Source organism: Streptococcus sp. FDAARGOS_520, from assembly GCF_003812685.1.
Classification (GTDB): Bacteria; Bacillota; Bacilli; order Lactobacillales; family Streptococcaceae; genus Streptococcus; species Streptococcus agalactiae.
Map to the genome: position 1 here is coordinate 931,033 of NZ_CP033810.1, position 15,603 is coordinate 946,635.

Genomic DNA, 15,603 nt, shown 5'->3' on the forward strand with positions numbered 1-15,603 from the left:
CGCCCCTGATAAACAGGGGCGAACACTATTATCAATTGATATTTTTACGACCTTTTTGTCTTCCTTCAAGGTAAACCATTAAAATACTAATATCGGCTGGATTAACTCCTGAAATACGACTAGCCTGACCTAGCGTTTCTGGGTTAATTTTTTTGAATTTTTGTCTAGCTTCTGTTGCGATAGAATCAATGTCGTCCCAGTCAATATGAGGGGGAATACGTTTTTCTTCCATTCGTTTCATTTTTGCAACTTGATCTAAAGCCTTTTTAATATAGCCTTCGTATTTAATTTCAGTTTCCAAAAGTTCAATAACCTTACTGTCTAATGGCTCATCAGCACAACCAACAAAATCCGTTGCTACTGCATATGTGATTTGTGGGCGGCGCATAAATTCTTTGGCAGTTAAAGCATCTGTCAAAGGTTTAAAGCCCAATTCTTGAATCCGTTTATTTGTCTCAGAAACTGGCTTTAACTTTATAGAGTCTAAACGTTCTAATTCATTTTCAAATTGCATTTGACGCTTTTTAAATATCGCATAACGCTCTTCATCTACTAGGCCAATCTCATAACCGATTTCTGTTAAACGCATATCTGCATTATCATGACGAAGAATCAGACGATATTCTGCGCGACTTGTCAACAGACGATATGGTTCTAGAGTCCCTTTGGTAACTAAATCATCAATCATGACACCAATGTAAGCATCACTTCGTTTTAAAATAAGTTCTGGCTTCCCTTGAACTTTAAGAGCAGCGTTGATCCCAGCAACCAACCCTTGACCAGCAGCTTCTTCATAACCTGAAGTACCATTAGTCTGTCCTGCAGTAAACAAACCAGCAATTACTTTTGTTTCGAGTGTTGCTCTTAATTGATGAGGCAATACAATATCATACTCAATAGCATAGCCTGTACGCATCATTTCAGCATTTTCAAGCCCTTTTATAGAACGTAATAAATCAACTTGAACATCCTCAGGAAGACTCGTTGATAGCCCTTGAACATAAACTTCTTCAGTGTATCTACCTTCTGGTTCTAAGAAGAGTTGGTGGCGCTCTTTATCAGCAAAACGCACAATTTTATCTTCAATTGACGGACAATATCTAGGACCAACTCCCTTAACGATTCCAGAAAACATAGGAGCACGGTGTAGATTTTGATTGATGATGTCATGACTCAAAGTATTCGTATAGGTCAACCAGCACGGTACCTGGTCAGTAATATAATCTTCATCCCTAGACATAAATGAAAAATGATTTGGTTGCTCATCCCCAGGTTGTATCTCTGTCTTTTCATAATTAATAGAGGAGGCTTTTACACGAGGAGGTGTTCCAGTTTTGAAACGACCAATTTCTAATCCTAGGTCTCTTAAATTATCTGCCAATGTCACAGAAGCTAAACTATTATTAGGGCCCGAGGAGTACTTAAGATCACCTAATATAATCTCTCCTCGAAGAGCAGTACCTGTTGTTATAACAACAGATTTTGCTGAAAATTTCTGATTAGTTGCTGTACGAACCCCCACAACCTTTCCATCTTCAACAAGTATTTCGTCAATCATAGCTTGTCTTAAGGTAAGATTTTCTTGCTTTTCTACAGTTTGCTTCATTGTTTGTGCATAGAGGGCTTTATCAGCTTGTGCTCTTAAGGCACGGACAGCAGGCCCCTTACCTGTATTAAGCATTTTCATTTGTATATAGGTTTTATCAATGTTTTTACCCATTTCACCACCTAAAGCGTCAATCTCTCTGACAACGATACCTTTAGCAGAGCCACCTATAGAAGGATTACAAGGCATAAATGCTAACATTTCTAAGTTGATAGTGGCTAGAAGTGTCTTACATCCCATACGACTAGCAGCTAGACTAGCTTCCACACCTGCATGACCCGCTCCAACAACGATAATATCATAGTTTTCTGCAAAATTATGTGTCATTTTATTCCTTTCCAATTTCAAAGTCTAATTCATTAAAACACAAAAATAGCCAAAACTCTCGAAAATTGTACGTCAAAAAGACTTACAAATTCCATGAGCTTTGACCATCATAGTTATTGTTAAATTTATTTTAGCATTTATCTTTTAAAAGTCAACCAGAGGGGATAGGCTATGTTAAATGAAAACCAATTTTTATGCCTGTTATTAGCATCTCTATCCCGATAGTCATCAAAATAAGTCCCATCATTTTGGTGATTATAGTCATTGCATTTTTTCCAAGAAATTTAGTAATTTCGTTTGCACTTATTAAAATAACATACATTATCACACATAATATGGCAAAAGCAAGTATAGTAATGAGTTTGCCAGATAAACCACCACTTGATAACCCCATAGCAGTTGCAATAGTACCCGGACCTGCCAAAAGGGGCATTGCTAATGGTGAAACTGCCACATTCATTGGATCATCCTTATGCTCCTCTAGGTTTTTATTGGTTGGTGAATGTATACCATTAATCATTTTATAACCTATAATGCCTACCAATATTCCACCAGATATTTTTAGGGCGGCTAGGGTAATCCCAAATAAGTTAAAAAGTAAGTGGCCACTTAATACAAAGATTACAATAATGACAAAAGCAAGTAATACTCCTTTTGCTGCAATCCGACGTGAAATCTTCTGATCATCATCAGCTACTAAAGCCATAAAAGCTGGCAAATTAGAAATGGGATTCATAATGGCGAAAAAAGCCATGAAAGCTAAAATAAATTTTGAAATCATACGATTACCTCACTTAATAATTAAGTGTCAATTAAATGTATTGACAGATTTTATCATCACGATAAGCCTGATCAATCATCCCACCGCCTAAACATTCTTGTTCATTATAAAAAACAACAGCTTGACCTGGTGTGATTGCTCGTTGTAAATCATCAAACACAACCCTTGCTTGATTACCTTTTACGTAAACTGTAACTTTACTGTCAGGTTGACGATATCTGAACTTAGCTGTACATTCTAGCTTAAATTCATTAGGCATATCACGTGTAAAGTGGATTTCAGAAGCTGTCAAGCTAGTTGACATCAATGAGTCATGATAGAAACCTTGACCTACATAAAGAATGTTTTTACTTAAATCCTTTCCAACTACAAACCAAGGTTTATTATCTCCACCATGTTGCCCACCAATACCAAGGCCCCCTCTTTGACCAATAGTATAATACATTAAACCAGCATGTTCACCCATGTCACGACCATCAACAGTCATCATACGACCTGGTTGAGCCGGTAAATATTGACCCAGGAAATCCTTGAAATTTTTTTCTCCAATAAAACAAATACCAGTAGAGTCTTTTTTCTTAGCGGTCGCAAGTCCTGCTTCTTCAGCTATACGGCGAACTTCTGGTTTTTGTAAATGACCAAGTGGAAATAACGTTTTTTGCAATTGCTCCTGAGATAATTGACTTAGAAAATAAGTTTGATCCTTATTATTATCTGCTCCTCTAAGCATATGAACTATTCCGTTCTCATCACGTGTTACTTGTGCATAATGACCTGTTGCTACATAGTCAGCACCTAATGTCATCGCATAATCTAGAAATGCTTTAAATTTAATTTCCTTATTACACATAACATCTGGATTTGGCGTACGACCTGCTCGATATTCTGCTAAAAAATATTCGAAAACCCTGTCCCAATACTCTTTTTCAAAGTTGACAGAGTAGTATGGTATGCCGATCTGATCAGCAACAGCAGCAACATCTTTATAATCTTCAGTAGCCGTACAAACACCAAATTCATCTGTGTCATCCCAATTTTTCATAAAAACACCAATAACATCATAACCTTGCTCTTTTAAAAGCAGGGCAGTTACTGATGAATCAACACCTCCACTCATGCCTACAACGACACGAATGTTTGAATTATCAGTCATAAGAATTCTCCCATCAAAAAGTTTTATTTTTAACTTAGGCTTGAAGGGCCAAGTTGTTCTTAGATCAATCATATTGACTAAGAAACACTATAAAAGTGCTTATATATTATAGCACTATTTGTTGTCAAGTTGTATGTTTTTGTTGTGATAAATATTTATTACATTGCAGTTTTTTTATCTTTTTATGATATTTTTTAGAAATAATCTGTTATAATGAGAATGTACAAAAATCACGAGGAAAAACTATGAAACATTTAAAATTTCAATCGGTCTTCGACATTATTGGTCCTGTTATGATTGGACCATCAAGTAGTCATACTGCAGGAGCTGTCCGCATTGGTAAAGTTGTCCATTCTATTTTTGGTGAACCTAGTGAAGTAACCTTTCATTTATACAATTCTTTTGCTAAAACTTACCAAGGACACGGTACTGATAAAGCATTGGTTGCAGGGATTCTAGGAATGGATACAGATAATCCAGATATTAAAAACTCTCTTGAAATTGCTCATCAAAAAGGAATTAAGATTTACTGGGATATCCTAAAAGATAGTAATTCACCACATCCAAATACTGCGAAAATAACTGTTAAAAATGGGGATAGGAGCATGAGTATTACAGGAGTGTCAATTGGTGGCGGAAACATCCAAGTTACTGAGTTGAATGGATTCTCAGTTTCATTAACAATGAATACTCCTACTTTAATTATCGTTCATCAAGATATACCTGGCATGATTGCTAAAGTAACTGATATTTTATCTGACTTTAACATTAATATTGCTCAAATGAATGTAACACGCGAAAGTGCAGGAGAAAAAGCTATCATGATTATAGAAGTAGATTCACGAGATTGTCAACAAGCTGTCAAAAAGATAGAAGCTATTCCTCATTTACACAATGTCAACTTCTTTGATTAAGAGAAAGGGTAACTATGTTTTATACAATTGAAGAGCTGGTAGAGCAAGCTAATAGCCAACATAAGGGTAACATAGCAGAGCTCATGATCCAAACGGAAATTGAAATGACTGGTAGAAGTCGTGAAGAAATTCGTTATATTATGTCCCGAAATCTTGAAGTCATGAAAGCTTCTGTTATTGATGGATTAACCCCTAGTAAATCAATCAGTGGTTTAACAGGCGGTGATGCTGTCAAGATGGATCAATATTTACAATCAGGAAAAACTATTTCAGATACCACAATCCTAGCTGCCGTTAGGAATGCTATGGCTGTTAATGAGTTAAATGCTAAGATGGGACTGGTCTGTGCAACACCAACTGCAGGTAGTGCAGGATGTTTACCAGCTGTGATTTCTACAGCCATTGAAAAGCTTAATTTAACAGAAGAAGAGCAACTTGATTTTCTATTTACAGCCGGCGCATTTGGTCTCGTCATTGGTAATAATGCCTCTATCTCAGGTGCAGAAGGAGGTTGCCAAGCTGAAGTTGGGTCAGCTAGTGCTATGGCTGCGGCTGCTTTAGTTATGGCTGCTGGAGGTACTCCTTTCCAAGCTAGCCAAGCTATAGCATTTGTTATTAAAAATATGCTTGGACTTATCTGTGACCCTGTTGCAGGTTTAGTTGAAGTCCCTTGTGTGAAGCGGAATGCTCTTGGATCAAGTTTTGCACTTGTTGCTGCTGATATGGCCTTGGCTGGTATTGAATCGCAAATTCCAGTAGATGAAGTTATTGATGCAATGTATCAAGTTGGATCAAGTTTACCGACTGCTTTTCGTGAGACTGCAGAAGGAGGACTTGCTGCCACGCCGACAGGAAGACGTTATAGTAAAGAAATTTTTGGGGAATAAAGTTTATCAATTTTCTACTCTTTCCCTGAAAATAAATAAAAACGCTACAGCTTTACTGTAGCGTTTTTATTTATTTGTTTTAGCAATCTGTAATTATTGTTGACAACAGTGTAAAGTTAATTTATAGCTATTCACTAGTAACCCCAAGCTGATAAACCTTGAGCACGATAAGCTTTAATAGCTGAATTAACTTGATCCTGAACTGTAGCTGTTGAACCCCAACCTGGCATCGTTTGGAAAAGTCCTGAAGCTCCTGAGGCATTAGCAACATTAGGATTACCATTTGATTCACGGGCAATAATATGTTCCCAAGTAGACTGAGGGACTCCTGTTGCAGCAGCCATTTGTGCTGCAGCTGCTGAGCCAATAGCCCCTGCAGTATTTCCATTACTCAATACTTGGCCACTCGTCTGGTGTTGAGCAGGTCTATAAGTTGTCTCAGTAACAGCATAAGCTTGTTGTGCCTGACTGGTAGCAGGGGTGTTTTCTGTTACAACTGCTTGTTCTACAGCTGCCTCTTCACTCGCAGTAACTTGTTGCTGAGAATTAGCTTCTGTAGATTGAGAACTTGATTTTGGGGCTTCATTAGATGCCTGAGAAGGTTTTGGAGCCTGTTTTACATCTTCTACTTTTGATTTAGATGTCGCCTTAGTCATTTTTGATTTTTTGGCTACGCGAACTTTATCTGCTTTTGACAAAGATTCAGTAGTAACTTGTGAACTTTTAAAGATGACCATTACAGCCAAAATACATGAAAAAAGGGCTACTAAAGTGATAGCTCCATAAGCTAAATGATGTTTTTTTACATTCAATTTTGATAATTTTCTTCTTTTATTCATGTTACCTATATTATACTTTATTTGTTACCTTGCAATTGAATAGATGTTAAAAATATTACAAAGAGATTTAATTTTAAGTAAATCTCTTTGTTTTATCAACTTTTATTAATACCAGCCGTTACTATTCCAAAATGATAGCGCTGCCGACCAAGATCCGTAACGAGAAACCACATAATTGTCCGCTACTTTTTCTTGATTTTCAGGAGATAAGTCGCCATTTAGGTAAGATTGAGACAGTTGATATCTTCCATAATATTGTCCATTCTGTGCAGTATAACTACCATTTGATTCACGACGAGCTATTTCTTCTTTTGCGGCTGAATCACTTGAACTCAAATTTGATGAAGAATTCATTGAATTTTCAATTGTTGGTTGAGATTTTGCTTCTGCTTGACTAGCTGTAGAATTATCCAATTTTAAAACATCACCTATACTGATGACATCAGCGTTACTGATACTATTGAGAGACACTAACTCTTGTACCGTAGTTTTATGATTTTTAGCAATAGCTGATAAGGTATCACCTGATTTCACGGTATAAGATGCTGCGCTTACTGAAAGTGGTAAAGCTAATGAAGCACCCACTAAAAGACCTGCCACTCCTAATTTAAATGGTTTTGATTTTTTAACCGAGGTTATTGACATAATATATGCTCTCTTTCATTAATTGATACGCGTACTATCATACCTTGTAAATATTACTAATTGTTTTGCCTTAGATGAAATTTATTACAAATAAATTGTAAATTAATAAAGAAAAGGCCTCCAAAAAACAATTTTTAGTTTTCTTTAAGTAAAGTTGTTGAGCTTTTCACATTATATAAATGAAAAGGCTAAGACCATAAACTGATCTTAACCTTTTAATTTTTTAATAGAAACAAACTCAAACCCAATAATAACATAAGTAATATACTAAAAGTATCCCGAACAGTCCACTTCAATAAACGGTACTTACTACGATTGGCTCCGCCTTGATAACCTCTTGCTTCCATAGCAATTGCCAACGCATCTGCTCTTTTAAAACTAGAAGCAAATAATGGAATCAAAATAGGGATAATAGACTTAACCTTATGAATTAGGTTTCCCTCTCCAAAATCAACTCCACGAGCTCTTTGAGCATTCATGATACGTGTTGTATCATCCATTAAAGTAGGAACGAAACGTAAGCTAAGGGATAACATCAAACCAATCTCGTGTGCTGGTACTCTCAGTACTTCCAATGGTTTTAACAAAGATTCAACAGCATCTGCTAAACTTAACGGAGTAGTAGTTAAGGTAAGTAATGTCGAAAAGAAGATAATTAAAACAAATCTCATAAAAATAAGTGCTGCTTGTTGTAACCCAAGGCTAGTGATGCTAAAAATCCAAAACGAGAAGATAACCTGCCCGCCTTGTGCAAACAGCATCTGGAAGAGGGTTGTAAATAAAATAATACCAACCATCGGTTTAATACCATTGAAAAAATAGGAAAATTTTATCTGAGATAAACCCACAATAACCAACGTAAAAATGAATACGATCACATTTGTCACTACATTATTTGCCCAAAAAACAATAATGATAAAAAGCAACATGGCTAGTAACTTACTTCGAGGATCTAATTTATGAATGAGAGAATTACCTGGTATGTAACGTCCCAAAATCAATTTATCCATGCTTAATAGCCTCCACAAATTCGTTAATAGTAATTGGTAAACTAGGTAAATTTAATCCCTTATGAGATAGTCTTTGAGCAAACTTGGTGATTTTGGGAACTCCTAATTGTTTACTTTCTAAAAGTTCTACTTCTTGAAAAATCTGTTTTGGTTGTCCTGATAAGGTTACTTTCCCTGCTTCTAAAACATACACATAGTCAGCATAATCCGCTACATCGTCCATTAAGTGAGTCACTAAGACGATAGTCATTCCTTTTTTATGAAGATTTTTAAAAAGAGTCATTAATTCTTTTCTTCCCTTAGGATCAAGTCCAGCTGTTGGCTCATCCAGTACTAGTACTTTGGGTTCCATCGCTAAAATACCAGCTATAGCAACCCGCCTCATCTGCCCTCCAGAAAGTTCAAATGGATTTTTATCGAATAAATCCTCACTGATACCAACTAACCTTAATTTTTCTTCAGCCAGCCTTTCAGCTTCAATCTGAGAAATACCAAAATTTTGTGGTCCAAAAGCAACATCCTTTAAAACTGTCTCTTCAAAAAGCTGACTTTCTGGAAATTGAAAAACTAAACCAACTTTTTGCCTTATAAATTTGATTTCTTTGTTCTTGTCCCCTGCTTTAATAGAAAAATCATCGACAATTACCTCACCTTTTGTAGGAATATGTAAACCATTCAAAAGTTGCATAATAGTTGATTTTCCAGAACCTGTGTGCCCAATGAACGCGGTATAGGAAGCATCTTCAATTTTCAGATTGACGTCAAAAAGGGCACGCCCTTCAAAAGGAGTGCCGGCTTGATAGGTATAACTTACATTTTTAAATTCAATTCCCATAATTGTTCTTCTAATTCCTTCTCTGTAAGATACTCTGTCCCTATATCAAGACCATTAGCAGCCAGTTCTGCCATTAACCTACTTGTAAAGGGAACATCTAAACCTAAACTAATCAAACGATTTCCACGACCAAATAACGCTTTTGGAGTGGATGTCGACTCAACTTTACCATTTTTCATAACGATGACACGATCACTCAATGCAACTTCATCTAAGTCGTGTGTAATTGAAATAACAGTAAGATTATATTTTTGACGAATAGCTCGTATCGTTCTTATCAGTTCCAATCGTCCCTCAGGATCAAGCATACTAGTCGCCTCATCCAAGATGATAACTTGTGGACGCATAGCTACAGCTCCTGCAATGGCTACACGCTGCTTTTGTCCTCCAGATAAACGTGCAGGCTCCCTCATTTTAAATTCAGACATTCCTACCAAATCAAGTGCTTGGTCCACTCTTTCTTTCATGTCTTTCAAAGGAATACCTTTATTTTCCAAACCAAAGGCGACGTCATCTTCAACAGTTGCCCCTACAAATTGGTTATCAGGATTTTGAAATACCATGCCAATCTTGTGACGTAACTCCCAGACATTATCTTCGGTTAACTCTTGTCCATCAATGATAATCTGGCCAGACTCCGCCTCTAAAAGTCCATCTATTAAACGAACAGTAGTGGATTTCCCAGAACCATTATGACCAATAATAGATAGCCATTCTCCTTGTTTCACATGAAACGATACATTCTCCAATTGATAATGTGTTTGATTACTATCATATTTAAAAAAGAGATTATTAACGGTAATAATATTTGTCATTATTTAAAAGTATCCTTAAATAAGAAGCCTGCACCTTTAAAATAGTCGTAGCCTGAATACAAGGTAAAGAATAGAGCAATGTATAACATGATGTTACCAAGTGTCATCCAATGTACTAACAAAAAAATAACTGCAAACATTTGAGTAGCCGTCTTTATTTTCCCTGGCATAGCTGCAGCAAGTACTGTTCCACCTGTTTCAACTAAAAGTAAACGCAAACCTGTAACTGCTAACTCTCTACAAATGATAATAGCTGAAACCCAAGCTGGTGCTAAGTCTAGTCCAACTAACATGATAAAAGCACTCATAACTAGCATTTTATCAGCTAATGGGTCTGCAAATTTCCCAAAATTTGTTACTACTTGCCATTTACGTGCTAGATAACCATCTAGGTAATCGGTCAAACTTGCAATAGCAAATACAATAGCTGCAACAATATGCCAAGTTGTACTTGTTGTTACTGAAGTTAATACTATAAATAACGGAATCATTAAAATTCTGACTACAGTTAATAGATTCGGAATATTTTCTTTCTTCATCATAAATTCTCCTTTTGGAAACATAGTATTCCTATATTATGTTATTTCAAAACTAGTAAAAGACTTTTGACATACCAACTTTATAGATGTCTAAGCTTCCTTATTATATCAAAATTTCAGATTATTTACGAAGATTTTGGAAAAATAACGAAGTCAGATGTGTCAGCATTATCTAAGAAATCCTTACCAATCGTAATGACATCTTCCAAATCTAATTCTTCAACGATAGATGGCAAATCCAAATACATCGTTTTTCCATCATATAAATAGGTGACGAATTGCATTGCGAGATTTTCAATAGAATCTAAGCTTCTTAAAAAATCGCCATAGAGCTCTCTCTTAACGTTTTTTAAGTGGCTTTCGGTAAGATCAGATGATTGCAAAGCATTTTTTAGCAATAACCTCAACTGAGTTGAAAAAGCAATTGGCTCTGTCGTATCTAAAGAAATAATAACGCACTCAAAATCTGGATGAACTTCAATTTCTATATCAAAAGAATCATCAATTTGACCAGATTCGTACCAGTCTTGGTTAATTGTAGAAGTCCATCCTAAAAGCATTGCAAAAAATAGCTGTAATCCGATTTTCTCTTTTAGGTAAGAACCATGTATCATATGATTTGATTTTCGATAACCAATAGCTAATTTAGGTTTTGTCACTGTCATATGGCAAGAGTTGTTTTTTATAACAGGCTCAAGGCTAATAGAATCTCGGTCAATATTCTGTGAGTAACTTGTGAAATGAGAATTTTTTTGAAGGTAAGTTATAATTTCTTGTGGACTAAATTGTCCAACAAGAACTAAATTCATATTAGACAACTGATAAAAGTCTTTGTGATTTTCTTGTAAATCGGTTAAGGTTATTTGAGAGATTGATTGGTAATCTCCAGCGATATCAAATGCTAATGGAGAGTTGGGGTAAAGGTTCGATAACACTCCTTGATAAAGCCTATATTCTGGGTCATCTTGATACATTTCAATTTCTTGTTTGATAATATCTTTTTCTTTAGTAATTGACTCTTCTGTAAAGTTTGTTGTCAATACAAAGTCAAGTAGTATATCTAAGCAGTTTGTAATGTGACTTATAGTTGAAAAATAAAAACTAGTTTTATCAAAAGTTGTAAAGGCGTTACTCTCGGCGCCATATTTAGTAAATTGAGTTGCAGCGTCTTGTCCTTTATCCAGTTCAAATAATTTATGTTCTAAGAAGTGAGCAATTCCTGCCGGATAATGTTCTACACAACCATTCCTCGTATATTTTGTATGGAGTGATCCAAAATTTGCTGTCAATACTCCAACAGTTTCCTTAAATGATGGCTTTGGAATAAGGTATACATTTAGTCCGCTCTCTAATGTTAACTTATATACTTCCTCCTGAAGGTTCTGATAAGTTATTTTATTAACTGTCATCCTAGTTTCCTTCCAAAAAATAAAAAGCTTGTAATTTTAATTTTGTTGCTACGCTGACAATATCTGATTTTGTTACATCGTCTACTTTGTCAATGAATAGTGCTGAAGTATGAAACTGATCTAAATAATGTTCATGATAAATGTGGTCAACTATGACCTTAGGATTATCAGAAGCTAAAACATAGTTCATTTTCAATATATCTTTTGTTTGTTTCAATAATGTAGAAGAAAACCTGCCCATCTTAATATTATTGAATTGCTTATTAATAAGCTTCAAAAAACGCTCACGATTCTCTTTATCAATACCTGCATATATCGTAAAGAGACCTGTAAAGCTGTCAAATTGACTACCTATAGTATAGGCTAAACCTTGCTTTTCTCGAATTTCTGTAAACAACAAGGAGTGGGCAAAAGCACCAAATAAACCGTTAAATACTATTAAAGCAAAATAATCTTCATCTTTATAAGTTATTGGAAGATGATAAGCCAATTGCATAATAGATTGATTAACGTCCTTATCTTCTACTTGACTTCTCGTTATATTTTCATAAGTCTGCGTATAATCAAAAGCTAATACTTTGTGACGTGGCTCAAATGCCATACGATTAAAAGCCTGAATCATTCGATAGTCATCAAAATCCCCTACGACAAAAATATCTAATTGATCTTCCTTAAGCATCTTCTGAAATTCTTGATAAGCTGTAAATGAATTTTCTGATTCCACTAAAGATGCTGTACCATACTTAGGTAAACGAAGTGTCTTATTATTGTAGAATAAAGATTTTAGTGCTAAGTCACTGCTATAAAAATTATCTTCAATATCAGCCTCTAAATATTGAATAAGGTTTTTCTTCTCAGTATCAAAAATAGATGTTTGATACTGTTCTAAAGAAATTAAAGGAGAAAACAGCATATCCTCCAAGAATGTAATAATTTGTTCAACGATATTTTCTTGTTCTAAAGTAAAGGTATTTTTAACAAATACAATATCAATATCAACAATGTGAACAAGACCCTTAGTAGAAATCTTAGTTGATAAACTAGCGCCATATAAGGAAGCTAACTTTTCTCGAAATTCTTGTACCTTAGGATACTTAGCATTTGCAGTAACTAACATTTGAGCAACGAGCGATCTACGTGCTACTGTTTTATTATTAAAATCACCTGAAAATCGAAAAGTAAGATGATTAGTCTTAAATTGTTGGTTTTTAATTAAATGTAGAGAAACGCCTTCAACTATTTTCATTCAATATCCTTTGTGTTCTGTATTGTTAGCTAAGATTATATCATTTTTAAAGGCGTTAAAAAAGATTAAACATCCAAGATATGATTAATTCTAAATTTCAATCTTCTTCAAAATTGACAAAGTCGTCAACCAATATTTACTCCCATTTTTTATACCTTGTCTCCATATCATAAGTTCAACTCAAAAAATAATTTTATGCTATAATGATGTGATATCTAAAATTGGAGATTAAAAAGTCATGGATTATAAATTATTTGATGAATATATTACTTTACAATCACTTCTAAAAGAGATTGGTATCATTCAAAGTGGCGGAGCCATTAAAAAATTTTTAGCGGATAATCGAGTATTGTTTAACGGTGACCTTGAAAATAGGCGTGGAAAGAAACTCCGCCTGGGGGATATTATTACTATTCCTGATCAAAATATCGAGATCATTATAAGGAAGCCATCAGATCAAGAAATTGAAGAACGTAATATAGAAATAGCTGAAAAACAGCGTGTTTCAGCAATCGTTAAAGAAATGAATAAAAACACCAACAAAGGTAAATCAAAAACTAGCAAAAAACCAGTTCGCTTTCCAGGGACATAAAAATGTGGATAAAAAATATTTCTTTAAAACATTATCGTAATTATGAAGAAGCACAAGTAGATTTTTCACCCAACCTCAATATTTTCATTGGCCGCAATGCTCAAGGAAAGACAAATTTTTTAGAAGCAATCTACTTCTTGGCTTTGACTCGAAGTCACCGTACCCGTTCTGATAAAGAACTTGTACATTTTAAACACCATGATGTACAAATTACAGGTGAGGTAATCCGCAAAAGTGGCCATCTTAACTTAGATATTCAATTATCTGAAAAAGGAAGAATCACTAAAGTTAACCATCTTAAACAGGCAAAATTATCTGATTATATTGGGGCTATGACTGTCGTACTTTTTGCCCCTGAAGATCTTCAATTAGTTAAAGGTGCACCTAGTCTAAGACGAAAATTTTTAGATATAGATATTGGACAAATTAAGCCAACGTACTTAGCTGAACTTTCAAATTACAATCATGTATTAAAACAAAGAAACACTTATCTAAAAACTACTAATAACGTCGACAAAACTTTTTTAACAGTCCTTGATGAACAATTAGCTGATTATGGAAGTCGTGTCATTGAACACCGTTTTGATTTTATCCAAGCCCTAAATGATGAAGCGGACAAACATCACTACATTATCAGTACTGAGTTAGAACATTTATCTATTCACTACAAATCGTCAATAGAGTTTACAGATAAGTCAAGTATTAGGGAACATTTTTTAAACCAATTATCTAAAAGCCACTCAAGAGACATCTTTAAGAAAAACACAAGCATCGGACCTCATCGTGATGATATTACTTTCTTTATTAATGATATCAATGCTACTTTTGCTAGCCAAGGGCAACAAAGAAGCCTTATTTTATCATTGAAATTAGCAGAAATTGAGCTAATAAAAACCGTTACCAACGATTATCCGATTCTCTTACTTGACGACGTCATGAGTGAACTTGACAACCATCGTCAACTAAAACTCTTAGAGGGAATCAAAGAGAATGTTCAAACATTTATTACTACAACAAGTTTAGAACATTTAAGTGCTTTACCTGATCAACTCAAAATCTTTAACGTTAGTGATGGTACTATTAGTATTAATGAAAAAAAAGCAACAGATTAATCTGTTGCTTTTTAATAAGATTTAACAATACCAAGTAATATAGCACCCATAACAAAACAAAGGATACCCATGACAACCCACTTCTGCTCTTTCTTCGTTTTTGTCTCACCTAAAAATAAAATACCACCAATAATAGAGATAATTACTCCAAGTTGAGAAAAACTAAAAGCAATTGCTAGCCCTGCTTTAGCTGCTGCCAATAACATGAAGACATTACCAACGCCCCACATGAGACCTGTAATCATATTTTTAACAACAACAGCCTCAAAGTTAACACGAAACTTCATGAAACAAATTGCACCTAGACACATTCCAACAGCCATGGGTAAAATAACGGCCATAGCGTCGAACTTCATAATGTTATTAAATAAAACTGCGTATGAGATGTAACCTACAGTTGAATAAGCAATTGTAGCAAATCCTTTTGAAAACTCTTGATGTGTTGCCAAAGCTTGTTCTGAGACATCACGTTTACTTGAGAAATAGAAGCCGATAACTAATAATGTCAACGCTGTCAATCCTAAAATAAATTGGATTGGCTTAGTCCATTCATGAAAGACTAAAGCACCAACTAGGCTTCCACCTACTAATTGTGCACCACTTGACAGTGGATTAGCAACAGAGACTCCCATATATTTCATTGCTTGGAATTGACCATTTTGGCCGACTGACCATAGGATACCACCTAAGATACCAAAAATCCACAATGAGGCAGTCATCTCTGGCTGTTTAAATAACCATACGATAATCGCAAATAGCAATGCTCCTAAAGTCATTCCAAATGTTTGTTGATTTGGACGTCCTCCAATTTTATTACTAACAAATCCAATACTTCCCCACGCAAACATGGGAATCAATGCAATAAGTAAACCTTCCAATTCTTTCTCCTTACA

Annotated in this window: 16 protein-coding genes; 4 read left to right on the plus strand and 12 right to left on the minus strand. The window is 35.0% G+C overall.

Annotation, left to right across the window (positions count from 1 at the left end; all coding sequences use genetic code 11):
• Positions 1 to 31: 31 nt before the first annotated feature.
• The 3 genes from mnmG to mnmA form a co-directional block, all read right to left on the minus strand.
• Positions 32 to 1,933 (minus strand): tRNA uridine-5-carboxymethylaminomethyl(34) synthesis enzyme MnmG, encoded by a 1,902-nt coding sequence (gene mnmG, locus EGX96_RS04785; RefSeq protein WP_000149487.1) that lies wholly within the window; start codon positions 1,931 to 1,933, stop codon positions 32 to 34.
• 169 nt (positions 1,934 to 2,102) lie between these two features.
• Complete coding sequence (locus tag EGX96_RS04790) at positions 2,103 to 2,714, minus strand: MarC family protein (protein ID WP_000623752.1); 612 nt, start codon at positions 2,712 to 2,714, stop codon at positions 2,103 to 2,105.
• Positions 2,715 to 2,745: 31 nt separating this feature from the next.
• Positions 2,746 to 3,867 (minus strand): tRNA 2-thiouridine(34) synthase MnmA, encoded by a 1,122-nt coding sequence (mnmA, locus tag EGX96_RS04795; protein ID WP_000131746.1) that lies wholly within the window; start codon positions 3,865 to 3,867, stop codon positions 2,746 to 2,748.
• A 245-nt stretch (positions 3,868 to 4,112) separates the two neighbouring features.
• Here mnmA and sdaAB point away from each other — a divergent pair, with 245 nt between their 5' ends.
• A complete protein-coding gene (sdaAB, locus tag EGX96_RS04800) occupies positions 4,113 to 4,781 on the plus strand; it encodes an L-serine ammonia-lyase, iron-sulfur-dependent subunit beta (protein WP_000681579.1) in 669 nt (222 codons plus the stop codon).
• 14 nt (positions 4,782 to 4,795) lie between these two features.
• Positions 4,796 to 5,668: an L-serine ammonia-lyase, iron-sulfur-dependent, subunit alpha gene (gene sdaAA, locus EGX96_RS04805; protein WP_000500146.1), complete on the plus strand. Its 873-nt coding sequence runs from the start codon at positions 4,796 to 4,798 to the stop codon at positions 5,666 to 5,668.
• 134 nt (positions 5,669 to 5,802) lie between these two features.
• Here sdaAA and EGX96_RS04810 read toward each other — a convergent pair whose 3' ends face one another.
• From EGX96_RS04810 to yfmF, 8 genes are all read right to left on the minus strand, one after another.
• Entirely contained in the window at positions 5,803 to 6,507 is a 705-nt protein-coding gene (locus tag EGX96_RS04810) for a transglycosylase SLT domain-containing protein (RefSeq protein ID WP_001042655.1), read from the minus strand.
• Between the two features lie 105 nt (positions 6,508 to 6,612).
• The gene (locus EGX96_RS04815; RefSeq protein ID WP_000029068.1) at positions 6,613 to 7,152 is read right to left on the minus strand and encodes a LysM peptidoglycan-binding domain-containing protein; all 540 of its coding nucleotides are present in this window, start codon (positions 7,150 to 7,152) and stop codon (positions 6,613 to 6,615) included.
• Between the two features lie 215 nt (positions 7,153 to 7,367).
• Positions 7,368 to 8,162: an energy-coupling factor transporter transmembrane component T family protein gene (locus EGX96_RS04820; protein ID WP_000359358.1), complete on the minus strand. Its 795-nt coding sequence runs from the start codon at positions 8,160 to 8,162 to the stop codon at positions 7,368 to 7,370.
• Positions 8,155 to 8,997 carry an energy-coupling factor transporter ATPase gene (locus EGX96_RS04825; RefSeq protein ID WP_000510606.1) on the minus strand — a complete coding sequence of 281 codons (843 nt, stop codon included), beginning with the start codon at positions 8,995 to 8,997 and terminating at the stop codon, positions 8,155 to 8,157. Before EGX96_RS04825 ends, EGX96_RS04820 begins: the two co-directional genes overlap by 8 nt.
• Positions 8,973 to 9,812, minus strand: a complete 840-nt coding sequence (locus tag EGX96_RS04830; RefSeq protein WP_000181757.1) for an energy-coupling factor ABC transporter ATP-binding protein — start codon at positions 9,810 to 9,812, stop codon at positions 8,973 to 8,975. Before EGX96_RS04830 ends, EGX96_RS04825 begins: the two co-directional genes overlap by 25 nt.
• Entirely contained in the window at positions 9,812 to 10,354 is a 543-nt protein-coding gene (gene pgsA / locus EGX96_RS04835; RefSeq protein ID WP_000976003.1) for a CDP-diacylglycerol--glycerol-3-phosphate 3-phosphatidyltransferase, read from the minus strand. The genes EGX96_RS04830 and pgsA overlap by 1 nt, the downstream gene beginning before the upstream one ends.
• 122 nt (positions 10,355 to 10,476) lie before the next feature.
• Positions 10,477 to 11,760 (minus strand): EF-P 5-aminopentanol modification-associated protein YfmH, encoded by a 1,284-nt coding sequence (gene yfmH, locus EGX96_RS04840; protein WP_000217754.1) that lies wholly within the window; start codon positions 11,758 to 11,760, stop codon positions 10,477 to 10,479.
• 1 nt (position 11,761) lies between these two features.
• The gene (yfmF, locus tag EGX96_RS04845) at positions 11,762 to 13,006 is read right to left on the minus strand and encodes an EF-P 5-aminopentanol modification-associated protein YfmF (protein ID WP_000706188.1); all 1,245 of its coding nucleotides are present in this window, start codon (positions 13,004 to 13,006) and stop codon (positions 11,762 to 11,764) included.
• A 238-nt stretch (positions 13,007 to 13,244) separates the two neighbouring features.
• Here yfmF and yaaA point away from each other — a divergent pair, with 238 nt between their 5' ends.
• Together yaaA and recF are read left to right on the plus strand one after the other, a co-directional pair.
• Entirely contained in the window at positions 13,245 to 13,598 is a 354-nt protein-coding gene (gene yaaA, locus EGX96_RS04850; protein ID WP_000384871.1) for a S4 domain-containing protein YaaA, read from the plus strand.
• Between the two features lie 2 nt (positions 13,599 to 13,600).
• Complete coding sequence (gene recF / locus EGX96_RS04855) at positions 13,601 to 14,710, plus strand: DNA replication/repair protein RecF (protein ID WP_000264863.1); 1,110 nt, start codon at positions 13,601 to 13,603, stop codon at positions 14,708 to 14,710.
• Positions 14,711 to 14,721: 11 nt separating this feature from the next.
• On the opposite strand, the gene EGX96_RS04860 is transcribed toward recF, so the two are convergent.
• The gene (locus EGX96_RS04860; protein WP_000398683.1) at positions 14,722 to 15,588 is read right to left on the minus strand and encodes a GRP family sugar transporter; all 867 of its coding nucleotides are present in this window, start codon (positions 15,586 to 15,588) and stop codon (positions 14,722 to 14,724) included.
• Between the last annotated feature and the right edge of the window lie 15 nt (positions 15,589 to 15,603).

What these genes read in the sequence shown, in the direction of transcription:
- EGX96_RS04820 (WP_000359358.1), bottom strand. Translation starts at nt 8,162, where the DNA reads ATGGATAAATTGATTTTGGGACGTTACATACCAGGTAATTCTCTCATT.
- recF (WP_000264863.1), top strand. Translation starts at nt 13,601, where the DNA reads ATGTGGATAAAAAATATTTCTTTAAAACATTATCGTAATTATGAAGAA.
- pgsA (WP_000976003.1), bottom strand. Translation starts at nt 10,354, where the DNA reads ATGATGAAGAAAGAAAATATTCCGAATCTATTAACTGTAGTCAGAATT.
- sdaAA (WP_000500146.1), top strand. Translation starts at nt 4,796, where the DNA reads ATGTTTTATACAATTGAAGAGCTGGTAGAGCAAGCTAATAGCCAACAT.
- mnmA (WP_000131746.1), bottom strand. Translation starts at nt 3,867, where the DNA reads ATGACTGATAATTCAAACATTCGTGTCGTTGTAGGCATGAGTGGAGGT.
- yaaA (WP_000384871.1), top strand. Translation starts at nt 13,245, where the DNA reads ATGGATTATAAATTATTTGATGAATATATTACTTTACAATCACTTCTA.
- EGX96_RS04830 (WP_000181757.1), bottom strand. Translation starts at nt 9,812, where the DNA reads ATGACAAATATTATTACCGTTAATAATCTCTTTTTTAAATATGATAGT.
- EGX96_RS04815 (WP_000029068.1), bottom strand. Translation starts at nt 7,152, where the DNA reads ATGTCAATAACCTCGGTTAAAAAATCAAAACCATTTAAATTAGGAGTG.
- mnmG (WP_000149487.1), bottom strand. Translation starts at nt 1,933, where the DNA reads ATGACACATAATTTTGCAGAAAACTATGATATTATCGTTGTTGGAGCG.
- yfmH (WP_000217754.1), bottom strand. Translation starts at nt 11,760, where the DNA reads ATGACAGTTAATAAAATAACTTATCAGAACCTTCAGGAGGAAGTATAT.
- EGX96_RS04825 (WP_000510606.1), bottom strand. Translation starts at nt 8,997, where the DNA reads ATGGGAATTGAATTTAAAAATGTAAGTTATACCTATCAAGCCGGCACT.
- sdaAB (WP_000681579.1), top strand. Translation starts at nt 4,113, where the DNA reads ATGAAACATTTAAAATTTCAATCGGTCTTCGACATTATTGGTCCTGTT.
- yfmF (WP_000706188.1), bottom strand. Translation starts at nt 13,006, where the DNA reads ATGAAAATAGTTGAAGGCGTTTCTCTACATTTAATTAAAAACCAACAA.
- EGX96_RS04810 (WP_001042655.1), bottom strand. Translation starts at nt 6,507, where the DNA reads ATGAATAAAAGAAGAAAATTATCAAAATTGAATGTAAAAAAACATCAT.
- EGX96_RS04790 (WP_000623752.1), bottom strand. Translation starts at nt 2,714, where the DNA reads ATGATTTCAAAATTTATTTTAGCTTTCATGGCTTTTTTCGCCATTATG.